Below are 16576 nucleotides of genomic sequence, written 5' to 3'. Positions count from 1 at the left end.
TCTTTTTCTTAAATGATTCCAAAGACTGTATAAAGTGCGATAACAAAGAATACAGCTGCCGTTTTAATCAATGTTACAGCAAAAATATCTTTATAGGATTGTTTGTGCGTTAATCCCGTAACGGCAAGCAAGGTAATAACGGCTCCGTTGTGCGGAAGTGTATCCATACCGCCTGATGCCATGGCAACCACACGGTGCATGACTTCTGGCGGAATATTGGCCGCGGTAATTGCCTGGTTATACTTTTCAGCCATAGCTCCTAACGCAATCCCCATACCACCTGAGGCTGAACCAGTCATACCCGCAAGTGTACTTGTTGTAACTGCCCCGTTTACAAGCGGATTCGTGAATGTACCAGAAATACCGTCACTAATTTTTGCAAAGCCAGGAAGTGCGGCGATGATGCCGCCGAATCCATATTCGGCACCTGTATTCATCGTTGCCAGCAAGGATCCGCCAATTGCGGTGTTTAAACCTTCTTTAAAGTTTTTCGTAACCCGTTTCCAATCATAGAGAAGCGATGAAACAATCCCGACCACTAATGCCATAATAATGGCCCAAATCGCAGCCATTGCTGTTACGTCGACTGTATATGCCTTCAAGCCAATTGCTGAAAAATCAAACCCATTTGGATACCATTTTGGAATATATGTTATAAATAATTTATTTGTCACTCCCACAAGAATGAGGGGAACAAACGCTAAAATTTGTTTTAGAACGGATTGTTGTGAGGTCAAATCTGGAGCCGCCGCTTCCTTTTCTTCCAGTTTTTCAGCTGCAGCCGCGTTTTCCGTTCCAAAGCCGTAATAGCCCTCACCAGCTTTTTCTGCCTTTCTTCTTCTTGATTCAAGATATAAGAGTCCTAAGACTAGAACAAAAATAGCTCCGATAATTCCAAGTGTTGGTGCCGCATAAATATCTGTTTTAAAGAAGTTAATTGGGATTACGTTTTGAATTTGCGGTGTTCCTGGTAAAGCGTCCATTGTAAAAGTAAAGGCACCAAGTGCAATGGTTCCTGGAATAAGCCTTTTAGGAATATTCGCTTGTCTAAACATTTGTGCTGCAAATGGATAAATCGCAAAAACGGCTACGAATAAACTTACGCCGCTATAGGTTAAAATGGCTCCTAATAAAACAATCGTCAGCATCGCACGTTTAGCTCCAAGTAAACGAACGATCGTTTTAGCGATGGATTCTGCAATCCCTGACATTTCAACCACTTTTCCAAAAATCGCTCCTAGTAAGAAAACAGCAAAATAGGATTTAATGAATCCAACCATTTTTTCCATAAATACACCTGAAAAGAATGGCAAGACATGGCTTGGGTCAATCAGTAATACGGCAAGGAGTGCACATAACGGCGCGAATAAAATAACTGAAAATCCACGATAGGCTACAAACATCAGCAGCCCAAGCGCCAATAAAATAACAAATAATTCCATGTAAATCCCCCTAAATTGTTTTTGTAAGCTACCTCGTCCCCTTTTGGTAGGTAAGCGTTTCCATTAATAAGCTTACGTCTTTTTATTTGCAAGAAATATGCCAAAGTCATTTTATTAATATAAACTCAAATCTAGCTGAAACAATTCCGTTATTCCGGAAAAAAGCAATGTAAATGTTTCCTGAAAGACGGAATTTTCCGTTTTTTCGGAATTACCGCTATTTATCTGCTTTTTTAAGGATTTGCCTTCATACCTTCTATCACCTTAATGCCGGGCATACAGTAAAAGAAGCCTCCGTCCTTTCCGTTACCATTTCTAAATCAACGCCCTCTTGAAGTTCCTCCAGAATCAATCCATCATCTGTTACCCGGAAAACAGCTAATTCCGTTACAATTAGGTCAACTACACCCTTACCGGTCAAGGGCAAGCGGCACTGCTCAAGAATTTTAGACGAACCATTCTTAGCTGTATGCTCCATCGCAACAATCACCCTTTTTGCACCTGTAACAAGGTCCATTGCTCCTCCCATGCCAGGGACCATTTTTCCTGGAACCATCCAGTTGGCGAGATTTCCCTTCGCATCTACTTCAAGTCCGCCAAGAACGGTAACATCGACATGCCCGCCGCGGATTAATTCAAAAGAAAACAGACTGTCAAAAAAAGCACCGCCGCGGATAATACCAGCAGGCTGTCCGCCGGCATTAACTAAATCCGGATCAATATCACCTTCTAAAGGACCAAGACCGACATAGCCATTCTCCGATTGAAGAATCACATTAACACCCTCAGGCAGGTAGTTTGGCACCATGGTTGGGAGCCCAATACCAAGATTTACAACATCTCCATCTTTCATTTCTTTTGCCACGCGCGCTGCAATGATTTGTTTTGGACTTACGAGTGTAGTAGTCATTACTAACAGTCTCCTTGAACATAAATTTTATCGACGAGGATTCCAGGTGTCATAACTTCATCTGGATCAATTTCTCCCACCTCTACAAGCTGCTCAACTTGGACAATAACAGTGTCAGCGGCCAATGCCATCAAAGGGTTAAAGTTCCTGGCAGAACGGTGATAAATTAAATTCCCAGCTTTATCGGCCTTATAAGCCTTCAGCAATGCCACCTCGGCACGAAGAGGTTTTTCGAGCAAATATTCACGACCATCGACGGTAATTTTTTCTTTTCCTTCTTCGACAATAGTTCCCACCCCAGTAGGTGTTAACACTCCGCCTAGACCTGCTCCCCCGGCACGTACTCGCTCAGCCAAAGTTCCTTGTGGGACTAGTTCAACTTCCATTTCACCTGCAATCATTTGCCGGCCGGTTTCTGGATTTGTTCCAATATGTGAAGCGATTACCTTTTTTACACGTTTATTTACAATTAAAGGTCCAATCCCCGTCTCTACGAAAGCGGTGTCATTTGCGATCAGGGTAATATCCTTTACATTAGCTTCAAGCATGGCCGTAACAAGCTCCTGGGGTGTACCGACCCCCATAAAACCTCCAGCCATAATCGTCATGCCATCTGTAAAGATGGATGAAACTTCTTCCATTGAAATCATCTTATTCACTTCAAAGCACCTCCTGAAAATTAAAACCGAAGTAAATATCGTTACGCCAGTTAATATGCAAGAACCGTGCCAAAAAAAAAAGACATTTTCGCCATATCAGCGAAAATGTCTTTTTCAAAATCATAGTTTGAGAGAAACCTCGATTTATTTAGGATCTACTTTTGTATTAAATACTTGCTTACCGTCTTTATATTCTAAAACAGTTGCGGATTTAATTGGGTTGTGGTTTTTATCGATTGTCACAACACCTGTAACAAGAGAAAGATCTTTAGTCTTTTCTAAAGCTGCTTTAATCTTTGTTGAATCTGTGCTGCCTGCACTCTTGATCGCATCTGCTAATAGATAGACAGAATCATAGCCAAGGGCGTTGAAAGCATTCGGTGATTCTCCATTGTTCTTCTCTTTATACGCAGTTACAAATGTTTGAATCTTTTTGTCTGGGTCTTCAGAAGAATAGTGGTTCGTGATATATGTGTTGTTTAACGCATCAGCACCAGCTAATTCTACTAATTTTGGTGAATCCCAGCCATCTGCACCCATTAGCGGAGCAGTGATTCCTAATTCACGGGCTTGTTTTACAATTAAACCGACTTCTTCGTAGTATCCAGGAATAAAGATGAATTCAGGATTTTCCGCCTTAATACGTGTTAACGTTGCACGGAAGTCTGTATCCTTCCCAACATATGCCTCTTCAGAAACTACCTTACCGCCTGCTTTTTCAAACGTTTCTTTAAATGAAGCTGCTAAACCTTTTGCATAGTCACTCGCACTGTCAGCAAAAATAGCTACTTTCTTAACCTTTAATTCGTTAGCTGCAAAGTTGGCTGCAACTGTTCCTTGGAATGGGTCAATAAAAGAAGTACGGAATACGTATTCGTTTAATTTTCCTTTATCTGTAACCGTTACGTTTGGAGCTGTTCCTGATGGAGTTAATAAAATGGTTTTATTGCTATCTGCGATTTCAGCTTGGGCAACAGTATCACCACTCGTAGCAGCACCGATAATAGCTGTTACTTGATCTTGGCTGGTTAACTTGATAGCACCGTTTGTAGCTTCAGCGGCATCTGATTTATTATCCACTTTAACAAGCTCAATCTTCTTGCCATCAACTCCGCCTTTTTTGTTTATTTCATCAACAGCAAGATTGATTCCTGAAGCCAGCGACTCCCCGTAAGAAGCAACTCCTCCTGAAAGCTCTAAGTTCACGCCGATCTTAATGGTATCTCCTCCGCCGTTAGAACTATCTTTTGCTCCAGAACATCCAGCTAATACGCCAGCCAATAATGTTGAAGCCATAAACATCTTTGCAAAATTCTTCTTCATTATGATGATCCCCCTTATATATATATTTTCTGATTTTTCTGACATAAACATCCGTTAATTAGTAGTTTCGTAGTAAAGGTATGTTTAGTCGTTGAATTAATTGATATTTAGTATTGTAATACAATTAATTTCATTCGTCTAGTATATTATTTATTAATTTTAATATTTCTGAAATATACCATTTTTCAAACTCATTTAAGCTGCATAACTCTAGTTATCTTGCATTTATCATCATCCTTCACTTTTTTTTCAATTTTCAAAGATATTCTATAATATCGAACGATCTATTTTATACATAACAACTATAGCTGTGTTTCCATCGATCATATAGTAAAAGACAGCTCTCCAAGTTGGAGGCTGCCTTTGGTTTTGTTTATTTTTTCTTTGCGTGTTTGCGCATATCGAAGGCTACTGCGACGATGATAATTAACCCTTTTACGATAAATTGGATGTATGGGCTTACCCCTAGGAAAGCTAATCCATAGTTAATAACTTGGAAAATAAGAACGCCTGTTACGATTCCCGGTACTGTTCCAATGCCACCTGTTAAGGACACCCCGCCCACTACACAGGCTGCAATTGCGTCCATCTCATACATGTTACCCGTATTGTTGGTAGCACTGCCAACACGACCTGCTTCAAGAACACCAGTGAAGCCGTAAAGTAGACCCGCGATCATATAGATGATGATGATATTTTTTGCTACATTAACCCCTGAAACCTTTGCCGCTTCAGGATTTCCGCCGATTGCGTACATATTTTTACCAAGCTGTGTTTTATTCCAAATGACCCAAATAATCAGTGAAACAATAATGGCATAGAAGATCAGATATGGAAATTCATATTGACCAAGTTTGATCCCGCGTTGAGCAAATGTGGTAAACTTCTCACTCAAACCGCCAATTGGCTGTGCTCCATATGGAGGACGGTCAAAGTAGATAGAAGAAGTACCGTACACGACAATCATCATTCCTAGAGTGGCAATGAATGGCGGTACATGGAACTTAGCGACAATCACACCACTAATAGCAGAAATTAAACCAGTTGCTAACATTGCAATGATAATAGGAACAAATAACGGTAATTCTTGTAAGTGTGGATACATTTTATAAGCATAATCACTTGCCTGAAGCATGGAAGCTGAAACTACCGCTGCTAATCCGACCATCCGGCCTGCTGAAAGGTCAGTACCGGCTAGAATCAGGATACCGGCTACCCCTAGAGCGATAATAACACGTGATGACGCCTGACTTAGAATATTAATTAAGTTTGTCATCGATAAGAAATCTGGGGATGCTACCACAATCCCTACAACTAGCAGTATTAAAACTAAATATATCACATTATCAACAATCCATTTGGAGAAACCTGATTTTGAATTCTTTACATCCTTAGATGCTGATTTTTTTAAAGCTTCTGTACTCATTTTGTCGCCTCCTAATACAATGCGGCTAATCGCATGATTTCTTCTTGAGAAGTGGTCTTCGTATCAACGATCCCGGCTGCTTTTCCATTACTCATCACCAGAATTCGGTCTGTTGTTCCCAGCAGCTCCGGCATTTCAGAAGAGATCATAATAATTCCCTTTCCTTCTGCTGCTAATTGGTTGATTAATTGGTAAATCTCGAATTTTGCCCCTACATCAATACCCCGAGTCGGTTCATCCAGCAATAATATATCAGGCTTCGTTAAGAGCCAGCGCCCGATAATAACCTTTTGCTGGTTACCTCCGGATAGGCTGCCAATTGCTGTTTTTTGTGATGGAGTTTTTACCTTCATCGAATCAATAACCCACTGAGTATCATCCGCTACCTTCCTATTCGATAAAAATCCGCTCTTTGTTTTATATTGCTTCATGTTTGAGATAATCGAGTTAAAGCTGATGCTTAAATCTGAGAAGATTCCCGTAGATCGTCTTTCCTCGGTTACAAGTGCAAACCCATTTTTGATGGCATGCTGTGGAGAATGGTTTTTAACCTCCTTGCCGTTCAGCTCCATTTTTCCGGATTTTAATGCCCTGATTCCAAAGATTGCTTCGACTACTTCTGTTCGCTTAGAACCAACCAGACCTGCAATACCAAGTATCTCCCCCTTTTTCAGCTCAAAGCTTACATTTGAAAAAGATGGCTGTGTTTCTGCGGTTAAATCAGTAACCTTCAAGATCACATCACCTGGCTTGTTTTCCTTGGCCGGGAAGCGCTGTGACAAGTCGCGTCCTACCATTAACTTAATAATCTCATCTGTGGTTAAGTCGTGTGCACTCCTGGTCGCAATGTACTGACCATCACGCATGATCGTTACTTCATCTGAAATCTTTAAGATTTCTTCCATTTTGTGCGAGATATAAATGATCGCCACATTTTCACTTTGTAGTCTTTTTATGATTCTAAATAAATGATTGACTTCCGTCTCAGTAAGGGATGATGTTGGCTCATCCATTACGATAATCTTAGAATGATAGGAAACCGCTTTGGCGATTTCGACCATTTGCATCTCTGAAACAGATAAAGAACTAACCTTACTGCGAGGATCGATATGAATGTCTAAACTTTTAAAAATGGCTGCAGTATCTTCGTACATTTTCTTTTCATCTACGAATATACCTTTTTTCGGATAACGGCCCAGCCAAATATTATCCATAACGTTTTGCTGGCGGACCTGGTTCAATTCCTGGTGCACCATAGAAACGCCGTTTTCTAGTGCCTGCTTAGAGTTGGCAAATGCAACCTCACTTCCATTAAAGGTGATTTTGCCTTCGTCCATTGAGTAAATTCCAAATAAGCATTTCATTAAGGTCGATTTTCCCGCGCCGTTTTCACCCATTAGGGCATGGACCGAACCCGGCTTTACTTTCAAGGTAACATTGTCTAAAGCAAGTACCCCTGGAAATCGTTTTGTAATATTTTGCATTTCAAGTAGATTGGCAGTACTAGATCCTGTCATAAATGAACCTCCTAACTTAACCATTTAAAAATATGAGCGGCTCTTCCTGGTCTGGCTCCTATTTAGTTAATAAAAAATATTGAATATAATAGTTTCACGGTGTCCAGCTTTCCTAATCTGTTAGCTTGGTTCCCCGAACGAAGGAAAAGCATGATCTTTTCCTTCGTTCGAAGAGCGCCAAGGGGTTATTCCCCCGTACAGGCGCTTTCGAACATTACCCCTTACTTGTATGCATCCTTACCAACTTGGATGTTGTCTTTTGTGATTTCAACGTACGGTACACGAACCGCTTTCTTGTCATCTAGCTTCCACTCAGTTCCGTCTAATACGTCTTTACCTTTTGCTGCATTTGCTGCAAGTTCAATCGTTGCTTTACCTTGGTTTTTCGCGTCATTCAAGACTGTACCAACCATTTTTCCTTTTTCAATCATTTCAAGTGCTTCTGGAATCGCGTCAACACCTACAACTGGAATAAACTTGTCACCAGTGAAGTAGCCTGCTTTTTCTAGTGATGAAATAGCACCTAAAGCCATTCCATCGTTGTTAGCGATTACAAATTCAATCTTATCGTTATATTTAGAAACCCAAGCATCCATTTTTTCAGTTGCTTTGGTTGCATCCCACATCGCTGTATCCATTGCTAATTGTTCCACCTGAATACCTTTAGACTTTACAGTGTCAACCACATATTTTGTACGAGCTTCCGCATCAGGGTGCCCTGGCTCACCTTTTAATAATACATATTGAATCTTGCCATCATGGTTTTTGTCCCATTTATCTTTATTCGCTTCCCAAGCCTTAGCAATTAATTCACCTTGGAGAACGCCTGATTCTGATGAAGTGGTTCCAACATAATATGCTTTATCGTAGCCTTGTAATACACTTTCATCCGGCTCTTTATTAAAGAAGATGACAGGAATATCTTTAGCTTTTGCTTTGTCTACAATGGTTTGTGCCGCTTTTGGATCTACTAAGTTGATTGCCAGCGATTTTGCGCCTTTTGCAATTAACGTATCCACCTGTTCGATTTGTTTGGCTTGGTCATTTTGTGAGTCGTTCAGCATTAGGTTAACTTTTCCTTTTGCTGAAGTTTCCATCGCACGGCGCACATATGACATAAAGTTATCATCAAACTTGTAGATTGTAGCCCCTACAGCTGGCAGTTTGCTATCCTTTCCGGAATCTCCAGAACCGCTCGTTGAACTGCTGCAGCCTGTTGCTAATAGAATACTAGATGCAACTGCTAATGATAGAACCAATCCTTTTTTCTTCACACTCATCATTCTCCCTTTTCTATTTTATTAAGACTCTGCTAAGCTTTTTTAGGAAGCTTAATTAAGTACTTGTAAGCCCTTACACATATGGTAGCATGTTGATAACGGTTCCAATAGGGGCGACCTATAGCACTTATTTGCGATTGTCTAGATTATTTTGCAATCTTTGAAACACTAATGTAATAAAACTGTATTTTTATATAAAGGCTCTCTTAAATTGGCTGTTGATTTCCGCTCCAATCAACAGAGTATAAAATACAACAATGTCTTTTAATCGAACCTATATAAAAAAGGATCAATCTCATACGAAATTGATCCTTCCACGATTTCATCCTATTTGACTGATGTCTTACGAAATTCACTTGGTGACAGTCCTGTTAACTTTTTAAACACTCTGCTAAAATAATTCGGGTCCTTGTAGCCAACAGAATAACAGATTTCCTTCATGCTCTTTCCGTGATCGATCATTTCAGCCTTTGCCTGCTTAATTCGTATCTCCGTCAAATAATCAATAAAAGTCATTCCAAACCGGTCCTTAAATAATTTGCTGAAATAAAAAGGACTTAGCTCCACATATTCGGCAGCGGATTCCAATGTAATCGCATCAGCATAATGCTTTTCAATGTAATCTTTTGCTTTTTGCAGCATTCCCTTCGCATGGTTATTCCTCCATACCTGTACATGTTGAACAACGGCTAGTATATGTGACTTTCCTGTTTCAAGAAGCATTTGAATATGATCCGACTCATCCATTTTTGGTGACCGCTCATAATTGATTCCCAGATCGTGCAGCATGCGGGAAATTAGGATAAACAGTTCATCAAAAGATTTTTTTACCATAGATGGTGCGATTTGATTAGTACCCAGCTTGGTTACAAAGGAATCAAAGATCAACATCACCTGATTAACATCGCCCTGTCTGATACTATCGAGGAGCTTTTTCTCCACCTCCATAATCTCAGAGTCAGTTGGTAATTCAAACGCAGTTCCCTGTTTGTTACAAAATAAAAACTTGCGATTAGGAGTTTTCACTAGCTCTTCGAGTGCCCATATTGCTTCATGATAGGACCGGTTCAACTCATGTGCATGGTTATAGGGACTCCCAACTCCAATCCTTAACTCACCCTTACCATATTCCTGTTTAAAAAGCCGAAAAATGTTCTCGATTATGGATTCAGCGGTTGTTCTAAATTGACTTTTCTCCGCTGAACTTTTACACAGAAATAGGACTGGAACTTGACTCTCCACCATCGCTCCCACCATAATTTCATGCTTAACCACAATGGATTTTAATGAGGCTTTAAGCCATCTATACCATTTTTCTTTTTCTAGCGGATTTAGTTCTGTCTTAGAGACTGTCTTTAATGTAAATAACATCGCATAGCCGGATATAATCTCCACACCCAGAAGCTGACTCCACTCATCAAAGGTCATATCTTGCACTTGGTTCATTACTAGAGAAGACACCCACTCTTTTTGCGCAATCGAAACGGCCCGGTTAAGATTTTCTCTTAAGTTCTCCTGTTCTTCCTTTGCCTTTCGTTCTGCAAGAATCTCGTCTGCAACCCGCTCCAAACTATCAAGTAGATCCTTCTTACTGCTGGGCTTAAGAATGTATTCCTTGACCCCTTGCCGCATCACTTCTTTAGCGTACTCAAACGTATTAAAAGCAGAAACCATGATAAATCGAATGCCTGGTTCTAACTTTTTAATCTCTTTTACAGCTTGGACACCGTCAATACCCGGCATTTTGATATCCATAAAAATGATATCCGGCCGGTGTTCCTGGGCCATCTCAATAGCAATTCTTCCGTTTTGAGCTTCCCCAATAACAACCGCGTCCACTTTTGAACTCTTTAAGATTTTAGCTACAGCTTTTCGTTCAAGAATCTCATCATCTGCTATAAGAATTTTCAACAAGTTTGTTACCCCCTCTAAATGTGACTGGTATCTTGAGGCGGAAAATAGTTCCTTGGTTTAATTCCGATTCAATTTCCACCACATTCTTTTGCTGGTAAAAAAGCTGCAGCCTTTTAATCACATTTTTCACTGCAATTCCATTGGATTGTTCTTTCGTTCTCTCAAGTTCAACATGTTCTTCATTGTCCAACCCGTTTACATAATGACGCAGCTTTCTCTTCGTAAGTTCGTCCATTCCCGCTCCGTTATCGATAACTTCAACGTTGATATAGTCATTCAGCCGATAAACATGAAGCTCAATAACGCCATTTTCTTCATATTCTTCAACCCCATGGATGAATGCGTTTTCAATTAACGGTTGTAAAATAAGACTAGGAATCTCAATATCTAGGTACTCTTCCTGGATCTCCGTGTTAAATTGAATCCGGTCTCCGAACCTGGTTTGTTGAATATAGAAGTACTCTTTCACAATACTGACTTCGTCTCTTAAGGTTGAAACCTTATCAAAATCGCTGAGATTGTAGCGTAATAATGCCGCAACGGCTTCAATTAATCTCGACGTCTCCTCCGCTTCTTCAAGATAAGCCATCTTAGAAACAGTGTTAAGCGTATTAAATAAAAAGTGAGGATTCATTTGATTTTGCAGGCTTCTTAACTCTAATTCTTTTAACAGTTTATCGAGTTCTCCCTGTTGTTTGATTTCGGTCACAAGTACCTTTAGATTCGTCCGCATTTGATTAAAAGTTTCTGTTAAAAGTTTAAGCTCATCTTTTGTGGTTATTTTAATATCATCACCAGATAAGTTGCCTTTTGAAATCTCTTTGGCCGCACTCGATAGCATACTAATCGGTTTAGTAATCCCGCCGGATATCCATAATGCCAATAAAGTGCTAAGGAAAAAGGCCGCCGCGAATAATGACATCGACAGGAGCTTATAAAAATGGTTTTGCTGCTCCATTTGATCATAGAATTTTTGATAGTCTGTTAATTTATTATTTAACAAGGCAAGTGTACTTTCCTGGATAAAGGAGTTCACTTTCAAAACTTCGTTAAAGTGATTGGAGTATTGGTTAATCTGATCCTGCTGGAATGCCCCAATCGTAGCATCTCCCTCATCTAGAAAGCTATCAATCATATTTTTGTAATTCGTGAGCGTCACATCATTCGTATTCATCACTTTAACTAGTCTTTTTTGATCCTTAATCAGCTTCAACTTTTCATTGCGATAGTCATAAAGATACGACTTTTCCTTATCTAGAATGTACCCATGAAGCCTTTCTGTGAGGAAATTACTTCTTTGAGAGATATCATTAAGCAAAAGAAATCGTTCAAAGCTTTCATCATATTCTGAAACCAGCTTTTCACTCCGGTCATAAAAAAACATTCCGACTGAGGTGAGTAAGACAACAAGGACAATAAAATATAGTAACAGTTTGGATCTTATCCGAAATAGCATGACTAATCGACCGCCTTTTGGTACTGGTTACTCAAAGGTAAGTCCGTTTTTCTTAATATTCGGGTATCAGTATGGACAACGGGCGAGACTTTGTTTCCTTGGATAAGGTCAATCATCATTTTAACGGCTCCATACCCCATTTGATAAGGTTCCTGAACCACCGTGGCATTAATCGTGCCCTCTCGAATAAAGTCTAGTGTTTCTGGGAGTGTATCAAAGCCAATAATATAAATCTGATGTTGTTTATGATATTTTTTAACCACATGGGCAATTTCAATTCCGTCTAAAGCGCTTGTCCCAAAAAACGCAGTAACCTCCGGGTGCTCCTGTAATATTTGATTGGCTCTTTCGGCCGCTTTTACTCTGCTAATCTCGGATTCTTCTACTGTAATAATGTTGATTCTTGCTTCACGTTTAACGGCATCCTCAAATCCCTTGACACGCTGCTGCATATGATTCGCATAAAAACTGCCCGTAATGATGGCGACATTCACTCTCCCAAATGTATCCGCTATCAATGCTTTGCCTGCTAAATAACCCGCATAATAATTGTCGGTTCCGATATAGGCGAGTCTTCTGCTATTTGCGGCATCTGTATCAACTGTAACAACAGGAATCCCGCTGGCAACCACCCGGTCAATGAGTGGAGTAAATTGTTCGTCACTCAACCCTTGAGTCATGATCCCATCTACTTTAGAGGCAGCCGCCATTTCGATTGTCTTTACATGGTCATCAATGTTCGCCTGCTTTGGTCCAGCATATTCTAGGAGCACACCATATTTTTTGGCGGCATCCTTTGCCCCTTTTTCTACGAGTTTCCAATATTCGTTGTCTAACTCTTCTGGAACAAGTACAAAATGGTAGTTATACTTTTCCACTGTTTTTTGCTCTTTGGGTAAATCATGGGTAATCACCTTGTAACCATAAAATATAGAAAATGAGCAACTGATTAAAAAAAACAAGCCTCCAACTGTATACGCTATGATGGAAAATCTGCTCATATAACAACTCCAATCCCAAAGCATAAGATAAATCCATTATACGTAACATCCCAAAAATCGACAATCTGAATTATGTGAGCTTATCTCTTGATATTAATCGAGTTTCTCGTTTGAAACCTACAAAAAACCAGCCTGCATTTTCTTTTAATGCAAGCTGGTTTTTTCGATTTATTGTTTAGTAAGCCGCTTAAAGTCAACTTTAGGTTTTAGGACATCACTGACTTTTTGTACAATCATTTCATGGTCGACTGTAAAAGTTGCAGACCCTTTTATATTTTCGGAGGAAGCGCCTACCTTTACTGTATAGGTGCCTTTTTCAAGAATCCAAGCGGATTTCTCTTCGTCAAATGAAGCCAGGTCTTTAGCATTAAGATTGAAATGAAGCAGTTGACGCTGATAAGGTTTTAACTCCTTTGTTTTACTAAAGGCCTTTAATTCGACCGCAGGTTTTTCAAGATTTCCATCAGGCGCAGAAACATAGACCTGGACAACTTCTCTTCCTGGAACACTTCCAGTATTTTCAACCATAGCGCTCAAAGACAGATTGTCCTTGAATTTTTTTCCTTCGCTGATCTTCACATCGCTAATGTTAAAGTTAGTGTAGGATAAACCATAGCCAAATTCATAGGCAGTCTTCACTCTAAAGGTTGTATAATATCGGTACCCGACATAAATATCTTCCTGATAAATTACTTTAACTGGGTTTGAAGCAGGTGTACCTGGGAAGTTAACTGCTGATGGAACATCACTGTACTTTAATGGGAAAGTAGTTGTTAATTTTCCAGCCGGATTCACTTTACCAGAAACTATATCGGCAACCGCATTCCCTGCTTCTTGACCTGGCTGCCACGCTAAGAGAATGGAATCCACCTTATCCCTCCAGCTTGCTACTTCAATCGGCCCTCCAATATTCAAAATTACGGCCACTTTTTTCCCTTGCTTTCGGAACTCTGATGATACTCTTGAGATCATATCCTTTTCAGCATCACTTAAGAGGTAATCCCCTTTTACCACTTTTCGGTCCTCAGCTTCTCCAGAATTTCGCCCGATAACGATCATCCCAAAATCATTTCCTTTTGCAGCAGAAGCAATTTCATTCTCCTCTAAAGGTCTCTCCGGGATTACTGGGACCACTTTCCCAAAATCTTCACCCCATGGATTTGGTTTAATTTTATATGGTTCTTGCTGGCGCAATGAATTTATATAGACTTTATACTTACTTAATAACTCTTGATTTAATTCATAGCCTGCATCCGTTAACCCATCTGCAATAGAAACCGTATAAGCAGCATTTACGTCCCCGCTGCCAGTCCCTCCCTTAATGGTTTCGATCTGTGTATTTCCAAATAGGGCTATCTTTTTATTTTTACTGATAGGTAAGGCATGATCTTTATTCCTTAATAGGACCATTCCTTCTGCAGCGGCTGTTCTGGCAACCATTGCATGGGCCTTTAAATCAGGCCGGTCAGAATTTTGATATTTCTTAAATTCTGGCGTTTGAATAATGATTTGCAGGATGTTCTTAATATTACGATCAAGGACTTTTTCGTCTAATCTTCCGCTTATTACAGCTAACTTAATAAGATTAGATTTTTTTGATGCCCCTGGCATAATGAGATCATTACCAGCCTTCATTTGTTCCACTGGGTCTTTACCAGCAAACCAGTCAGTCATAACAAAACCTTTAAAACCCCAATCTTTTCTTAATACTGCTGTTAGTAAATCCGTGTTTTCGGACGCATATGTTCCATTGATTTTATTATAGGAGCTCATAACTGCCCATGGGCGGGACTCTTTGACGGCGATTTCAAATCCTTTTAAATAAATTTCCCTTAACGCACGCTGGGATACAATCGTATCAATAATCATTCGGTTCGTTTCCTGGTTGTTTGCTGCAAAATGTTTAATGGTTGCCCCAACACCATTGGATTGAATCCCATTCACAACGGAAGCGGCTATTTTCCCAGAGATTAAGGGATCCTCTGAATAATACTCAAAGTTCCTGCCGTTTAACGGATTCCTATGAATATTTAAAGCTGGTGCCAAAAACATATCAATTCCATATTCTTTTACTTCATTTCCCTGAGCTTCGCCAACCACCTTTGCCACAGCTGTATCCCAAGTAGAGGCCAATGATGTAGCGATTGGGAAAGCGGTTGCGTAATAGGTTTGAGTCTGCCCAGGCCTTGTAGGACGGATCCTCAGTCCTGCTGGCCCATCTGCCATCCGCAGTTCAGGAATACCAAGTCGTGGAATTCCATATGTACCACCCACAGCACCTGTTATTTCAAATGGTCCTCTTGTGAAACCAGGCATTCCTACCCCTACAACAAATTTTGCTTTTTCCTCTAAGGTCATAGCTCGAATGACTCTGTCGATGGAGGCTGCATCAGTCAGATAAGGAGCATTGGTCTGTACGGTAGAAGTTTGACTTTTTTGTGCGCTGGGTAAATATTGGAGCTCGGCGGATGCCATGTTAAAGGTGCATCCTGAAAAAAGTAATGAAAATGAAAATGCTATAGCATATAATTTTGATTTTCCCTTTAGCCTTTTTAGCATTTTTTACTGTCCCCTTTAGGTTAGGATTTCCGGAACAAAACAAAAAGCCGCTTTATCCACCAATAGTGTGGACAAAGCGGCTTTTTTTATGTTCTAAAAGCTGCTATTTCGAATAATGAGTTTCGTAGCGATGAGAATCTTTTTGGCTGTCTTTCTGCCTTCAATACGCTCTAGCAGTGTATCTACTGCAGTCTCGCCCATCAACTCCGTGTAAACTTTGACGGTACTTAAAGTTGGAAAAACATATTTTGAAATGCTAATATCATTTACCCCAATAAGGTTAACCCGCTCAGGCACAGCGATGCCTTCCTCCAGCAATGCCCTTAAGGCACCCACTGCAATGGAGTCATTACCCGCAAAGAAGGCAGTCGGTAAGTTGTCACCATGCTCTTGAATCGCCTGTTTCATCAAGGCATGGCCATCATCCGCTGAAAATTTGCCATTATACATGAAACTCTTATTAAAAATTCCCTTTTCCGTTAGATATCGTTTAAAGGTTTCTTCTCTTGCATCTTCAATGGCAGAAGTCTTATCTTTAAATTCCTCTTGGCCTCCAATATAGCCAATTTGCTTATGACCCTTCTCGATAAAATGATCAAGCACCTTTTTTGCCGCCTTCTCAAAATCGATTACAATCGAATCAAAAGTCTCTTCATCTGGAGAGGTATCAACAAACACAATGTTCTCGGTAACCGACCGGAGCTCACCCACTTGCTTGCGGCTAAACTTACCAATTGCAATTAACCCTTGGAGCTCAGTATCTTCTCTTAATTCTTCATAGTTATCCTGAAAATACTTAACAAGTTGAAGCCCCTGATGACGACAGCGGTTTTCAACACCAAGCCGGATCGACATATAGTATAGATCTTCAAGTTCTTCCTTTTCAGTATACCATTGGAGGACGGCAATCCTGCCGGAATCCTGTTTTTTGGCTGGTTTCTTTTTATAAGAAAGCTCCTCTGCCGCCTCAAAAATCTTCTTCTTTGTTTCATCGCTGACAGAAAGCGTTGTATCATAATTCAGTACGCGCGAAACCGTTGCAATCGATACACCTGCTAACTGAGCAATATCTTTTATTGTTGCCATAAA

The 16576-nt window shown here is 40.2% G+C and carries 12 protein-coding genes; all 12 read right to left on the bottom strand.

What is annotated here, in order from left to right; all coding sequences use genetic code 11:
- Nucleotides 1-8: 8 nt before the first annotated feature.
- The 12 genes from V7266_RS13110 to V7266_RS13055 all read right to left on the bottom strand — a co-directional run bounded on the left by V7266_RS13110 (nt 9) and on the right by V7266_RS13055 (nt 16573).
- On the bottom strand, nt 9-1442 hold the full coding sequence (locus V7266_RS13110) for a GntP family permease (RefSeq protein WP_335468330.1): 1434 nt from the start codon (nt 1440-1442) through the stop codon (nt 9-11).
- A 259-nt stretch (nt 1443-1701) separates the two neighbouring features.
- Nucleotides 1702-2352, bottom strand: coding sequence for a 3-oxoacid CoA-transferase subunit B (locus V7266_RS13105; RefSeq protein ID WP_335468329.1), 651 nt, complete (start codon nt 2350-2352; stop codon nt 1702-1704).
- A 2-nt stretch (nt 2353-2354) separates the two neighbouring features.
- On the bottom strand, nt 2355-3002 hold the full coding sequence (gene atoD, locus V7266_RS13100) for an acetate CoA-transferase subunit alpha (RefSeq protein WP_335468348.1): 648 nt from the start codon (nt 3000-3002) through the stop codon (nt 2355-2357).
- Between the two features lie 153 nt (nt 3003-3155).
- Nucleotides 3156-4334 carry an ABC transporter substrate-binding protein gene (locus tag V7266_RS13095; RefSeq protein WP_335468328.1) on the bottom strand — a complete coding sequence of 393 codons (1179 nt, stop codon included), beginning with the start codon at nt 4332-4334 and terminating at the stop codon, nt 3156-3158.
- A 373-nt stretch (nt 4335-4707) separates the two neighbouring features.
- Complete coding sequence (mglC, locus tag V7266_RS13090; RefSeq protein ID WP_335468327.1) at nt 4708-5760, bottom strand: galactose/methyl galactoside ABC transporter permease MglC; 1053 nt, start codon at nt 5758-5760, stop codon at nt 4708-4710.
- 11 nt (nt 5761-5771) lie between these two features.
- A complete protein-coding gene (gene mglA / locus V7266_RS13085; protein ID WP_335468326.1) occupies nt 5772-7277 on the bottom strand; it encodes a galactose/methyl galactoside ABC transporter ATP-binding protein MglA in 1506 nt (501 codons plus the stop codon).
- A 221-nt stretch (nt 7278-7498) separates the two neighbouring features.
- The gene (gene mglB, locus V7266_RS13080) at nt 7499-8557 is read right to left on the bottom strand and encodes a galactose/glucose ABC transporter substrate-binding protein MglB (RefSeq protein WP_335468325.1); all 1059 of its coding nucleotides are present in this window, start codon (nt 8555-8557) and stop codon (nt 7499-7501) included.
- Nucleotides 8558-8884: 327 nt separating this feature from the next.
- A complete protein-coding gene (locus tag V7266_RS13075; RefSeq protein WP_335468324.1) occupies nt 8885-10471 on the bottom strand; it encodes a response regulator transcription factor in 1587 nt (528 codons plus the stop codon).
- A complete protein-coding gene (locus V7266_RS13070) occupies nt 10446-11927 on the bottom strand; it encodes a sensor histidine kinase (RefSeq protein ID WP_335468323.1) in 1482 nt (493 codons plus the stop codon). The genes V7266_RS13075 and V7266_RS13070 overlap by 26 nt, the downstream gene beginning before the upstream one ends.
- Nucleotides 11928-11929: 2 nt before the next feature.
- Nucleotides 11930-12928 (bottom strand): sugar-binding protein, encoded by a 999-nt coding sequence (locus tag V7266_RS13065; protein WP_335468322.1) that lies wholly within the window; start codon nt 12926-12928, stop codon nt 11930-11932.
- 168 nt (nt 12929-13096) lie between these two features.
- Entirely contained in the window at nt 13097-15403 is a 2307-nt protein-coding gene (locus tag V7266_RS13060; RefSeq protein ID WP_335468321.1) for a beta-glucosidase, read from the bottom strand.
- 177 nt (nt 15404-15580) lie between these two features.
- A complete protein-coding gene (locus V7266_RS13055; RefSeq protein ID WP_335468320.1) occupies nt 15581-16573 on the bottom strand; it encodes a LacI family DNA-binding transcriptional regulator in 993 nt (330 codons plus the stop codon).
- Nucleotides 16574-16576 lie beyond the last annotated feature (3 nt).

Origin of the sequence: Neobacillus drentensis, from assembly GCF_036965645.1 — a bacterium.
GTDB classification, from domain to species: Bacteria; Bacillota; Bacilli; order Bacillales; family Cytobacillaceae; genus Neobacillus; species Neobacillus drentensis_D.
Note: the sequence above shows the minus strand (reverse complement) of the source record. Positions and strands in the feature narration are given on the sequence as shown.

Excerpts from the sequence above, each read along its gene's own strand:
- V7266_RS13110 (WP_335468330.1), bottom strand. The coding sequence starts at position 1,442 with ATGGAATTATTTGTTATTTTATTGGCGCTTGGGCTGCTGATGTTTGTA.
- V7266_RS13105 (WP_335468329.1), bottom strand. The coding sequence starts at position 2,352 with ATGACTACTACACTCGTAAGTCCAAAACAAATCATTGCAGCGCGCGTG.
- atoD (WP_335468348.1), bottom strand. The coding sequence starts at position 3,002 with ATGATTTCAATGGAAGAAGTTTCATCCATCTTTACAGATGGCATGACG.
- V7266_RS13095 (WP_335468328.1), bottom strand. The coding sequence starts at position 4,334 with ATGAAGAAGAATTTTGCAAAGATGTTTATGGCTTCAACATTATTGGCT.
- mglC (WP_335468327.1), bottom strand. The coding sequence starts at position 5,760 with ATGAGTACAGAAGCTTTAAAAAAATCAGCATCTAAGGATGTAAAGAAT.
- mglA (WP_335468326.1), bottom strand. The coding sequence starts at position 7,277 with ATGACAGGATCTAGTACTGCCAATCTACTTGAAATGCAAAATATTACA.
- mglB (WP_335468325.1), bottom strand. The coding sequence starts at position 8,557 with ATGAGTGTGAAGAAAAAAGGATTGGTTCTATCATTAGCAGTTGCATCT.
- V7266_RS13070 (WP_335468323.1), bottom strand. The coding sequence starts at position 11,927 with ATGCTATTTCGGATAAGATCCAAACTGTTACTATATTTTATTGTCCTT.
- V7266_RS13065 (WP_335468322.1), bottom strand. The coding sequence starts at position 12,928 with ATGAGCAGATTTTCCATCATAGCGTATACAGTTGGAGGCTTGTTTTTT.
- V7266_RS13060 (WP_335468321.1), bottom strand. The coding sequence starts at position 15,403 with ATGGCATCCGCCGAGCTCCAATATTTACCCAGCGCACAAAAAAGTCAA.
- V7266_RS13055 (WP_335468320.1), bottom strand. The coding sequence starts at position 16,573 with ATGGCAACAATAAAAGATATTGCTCAGTTAGCAGGTGTATCGATTGCA.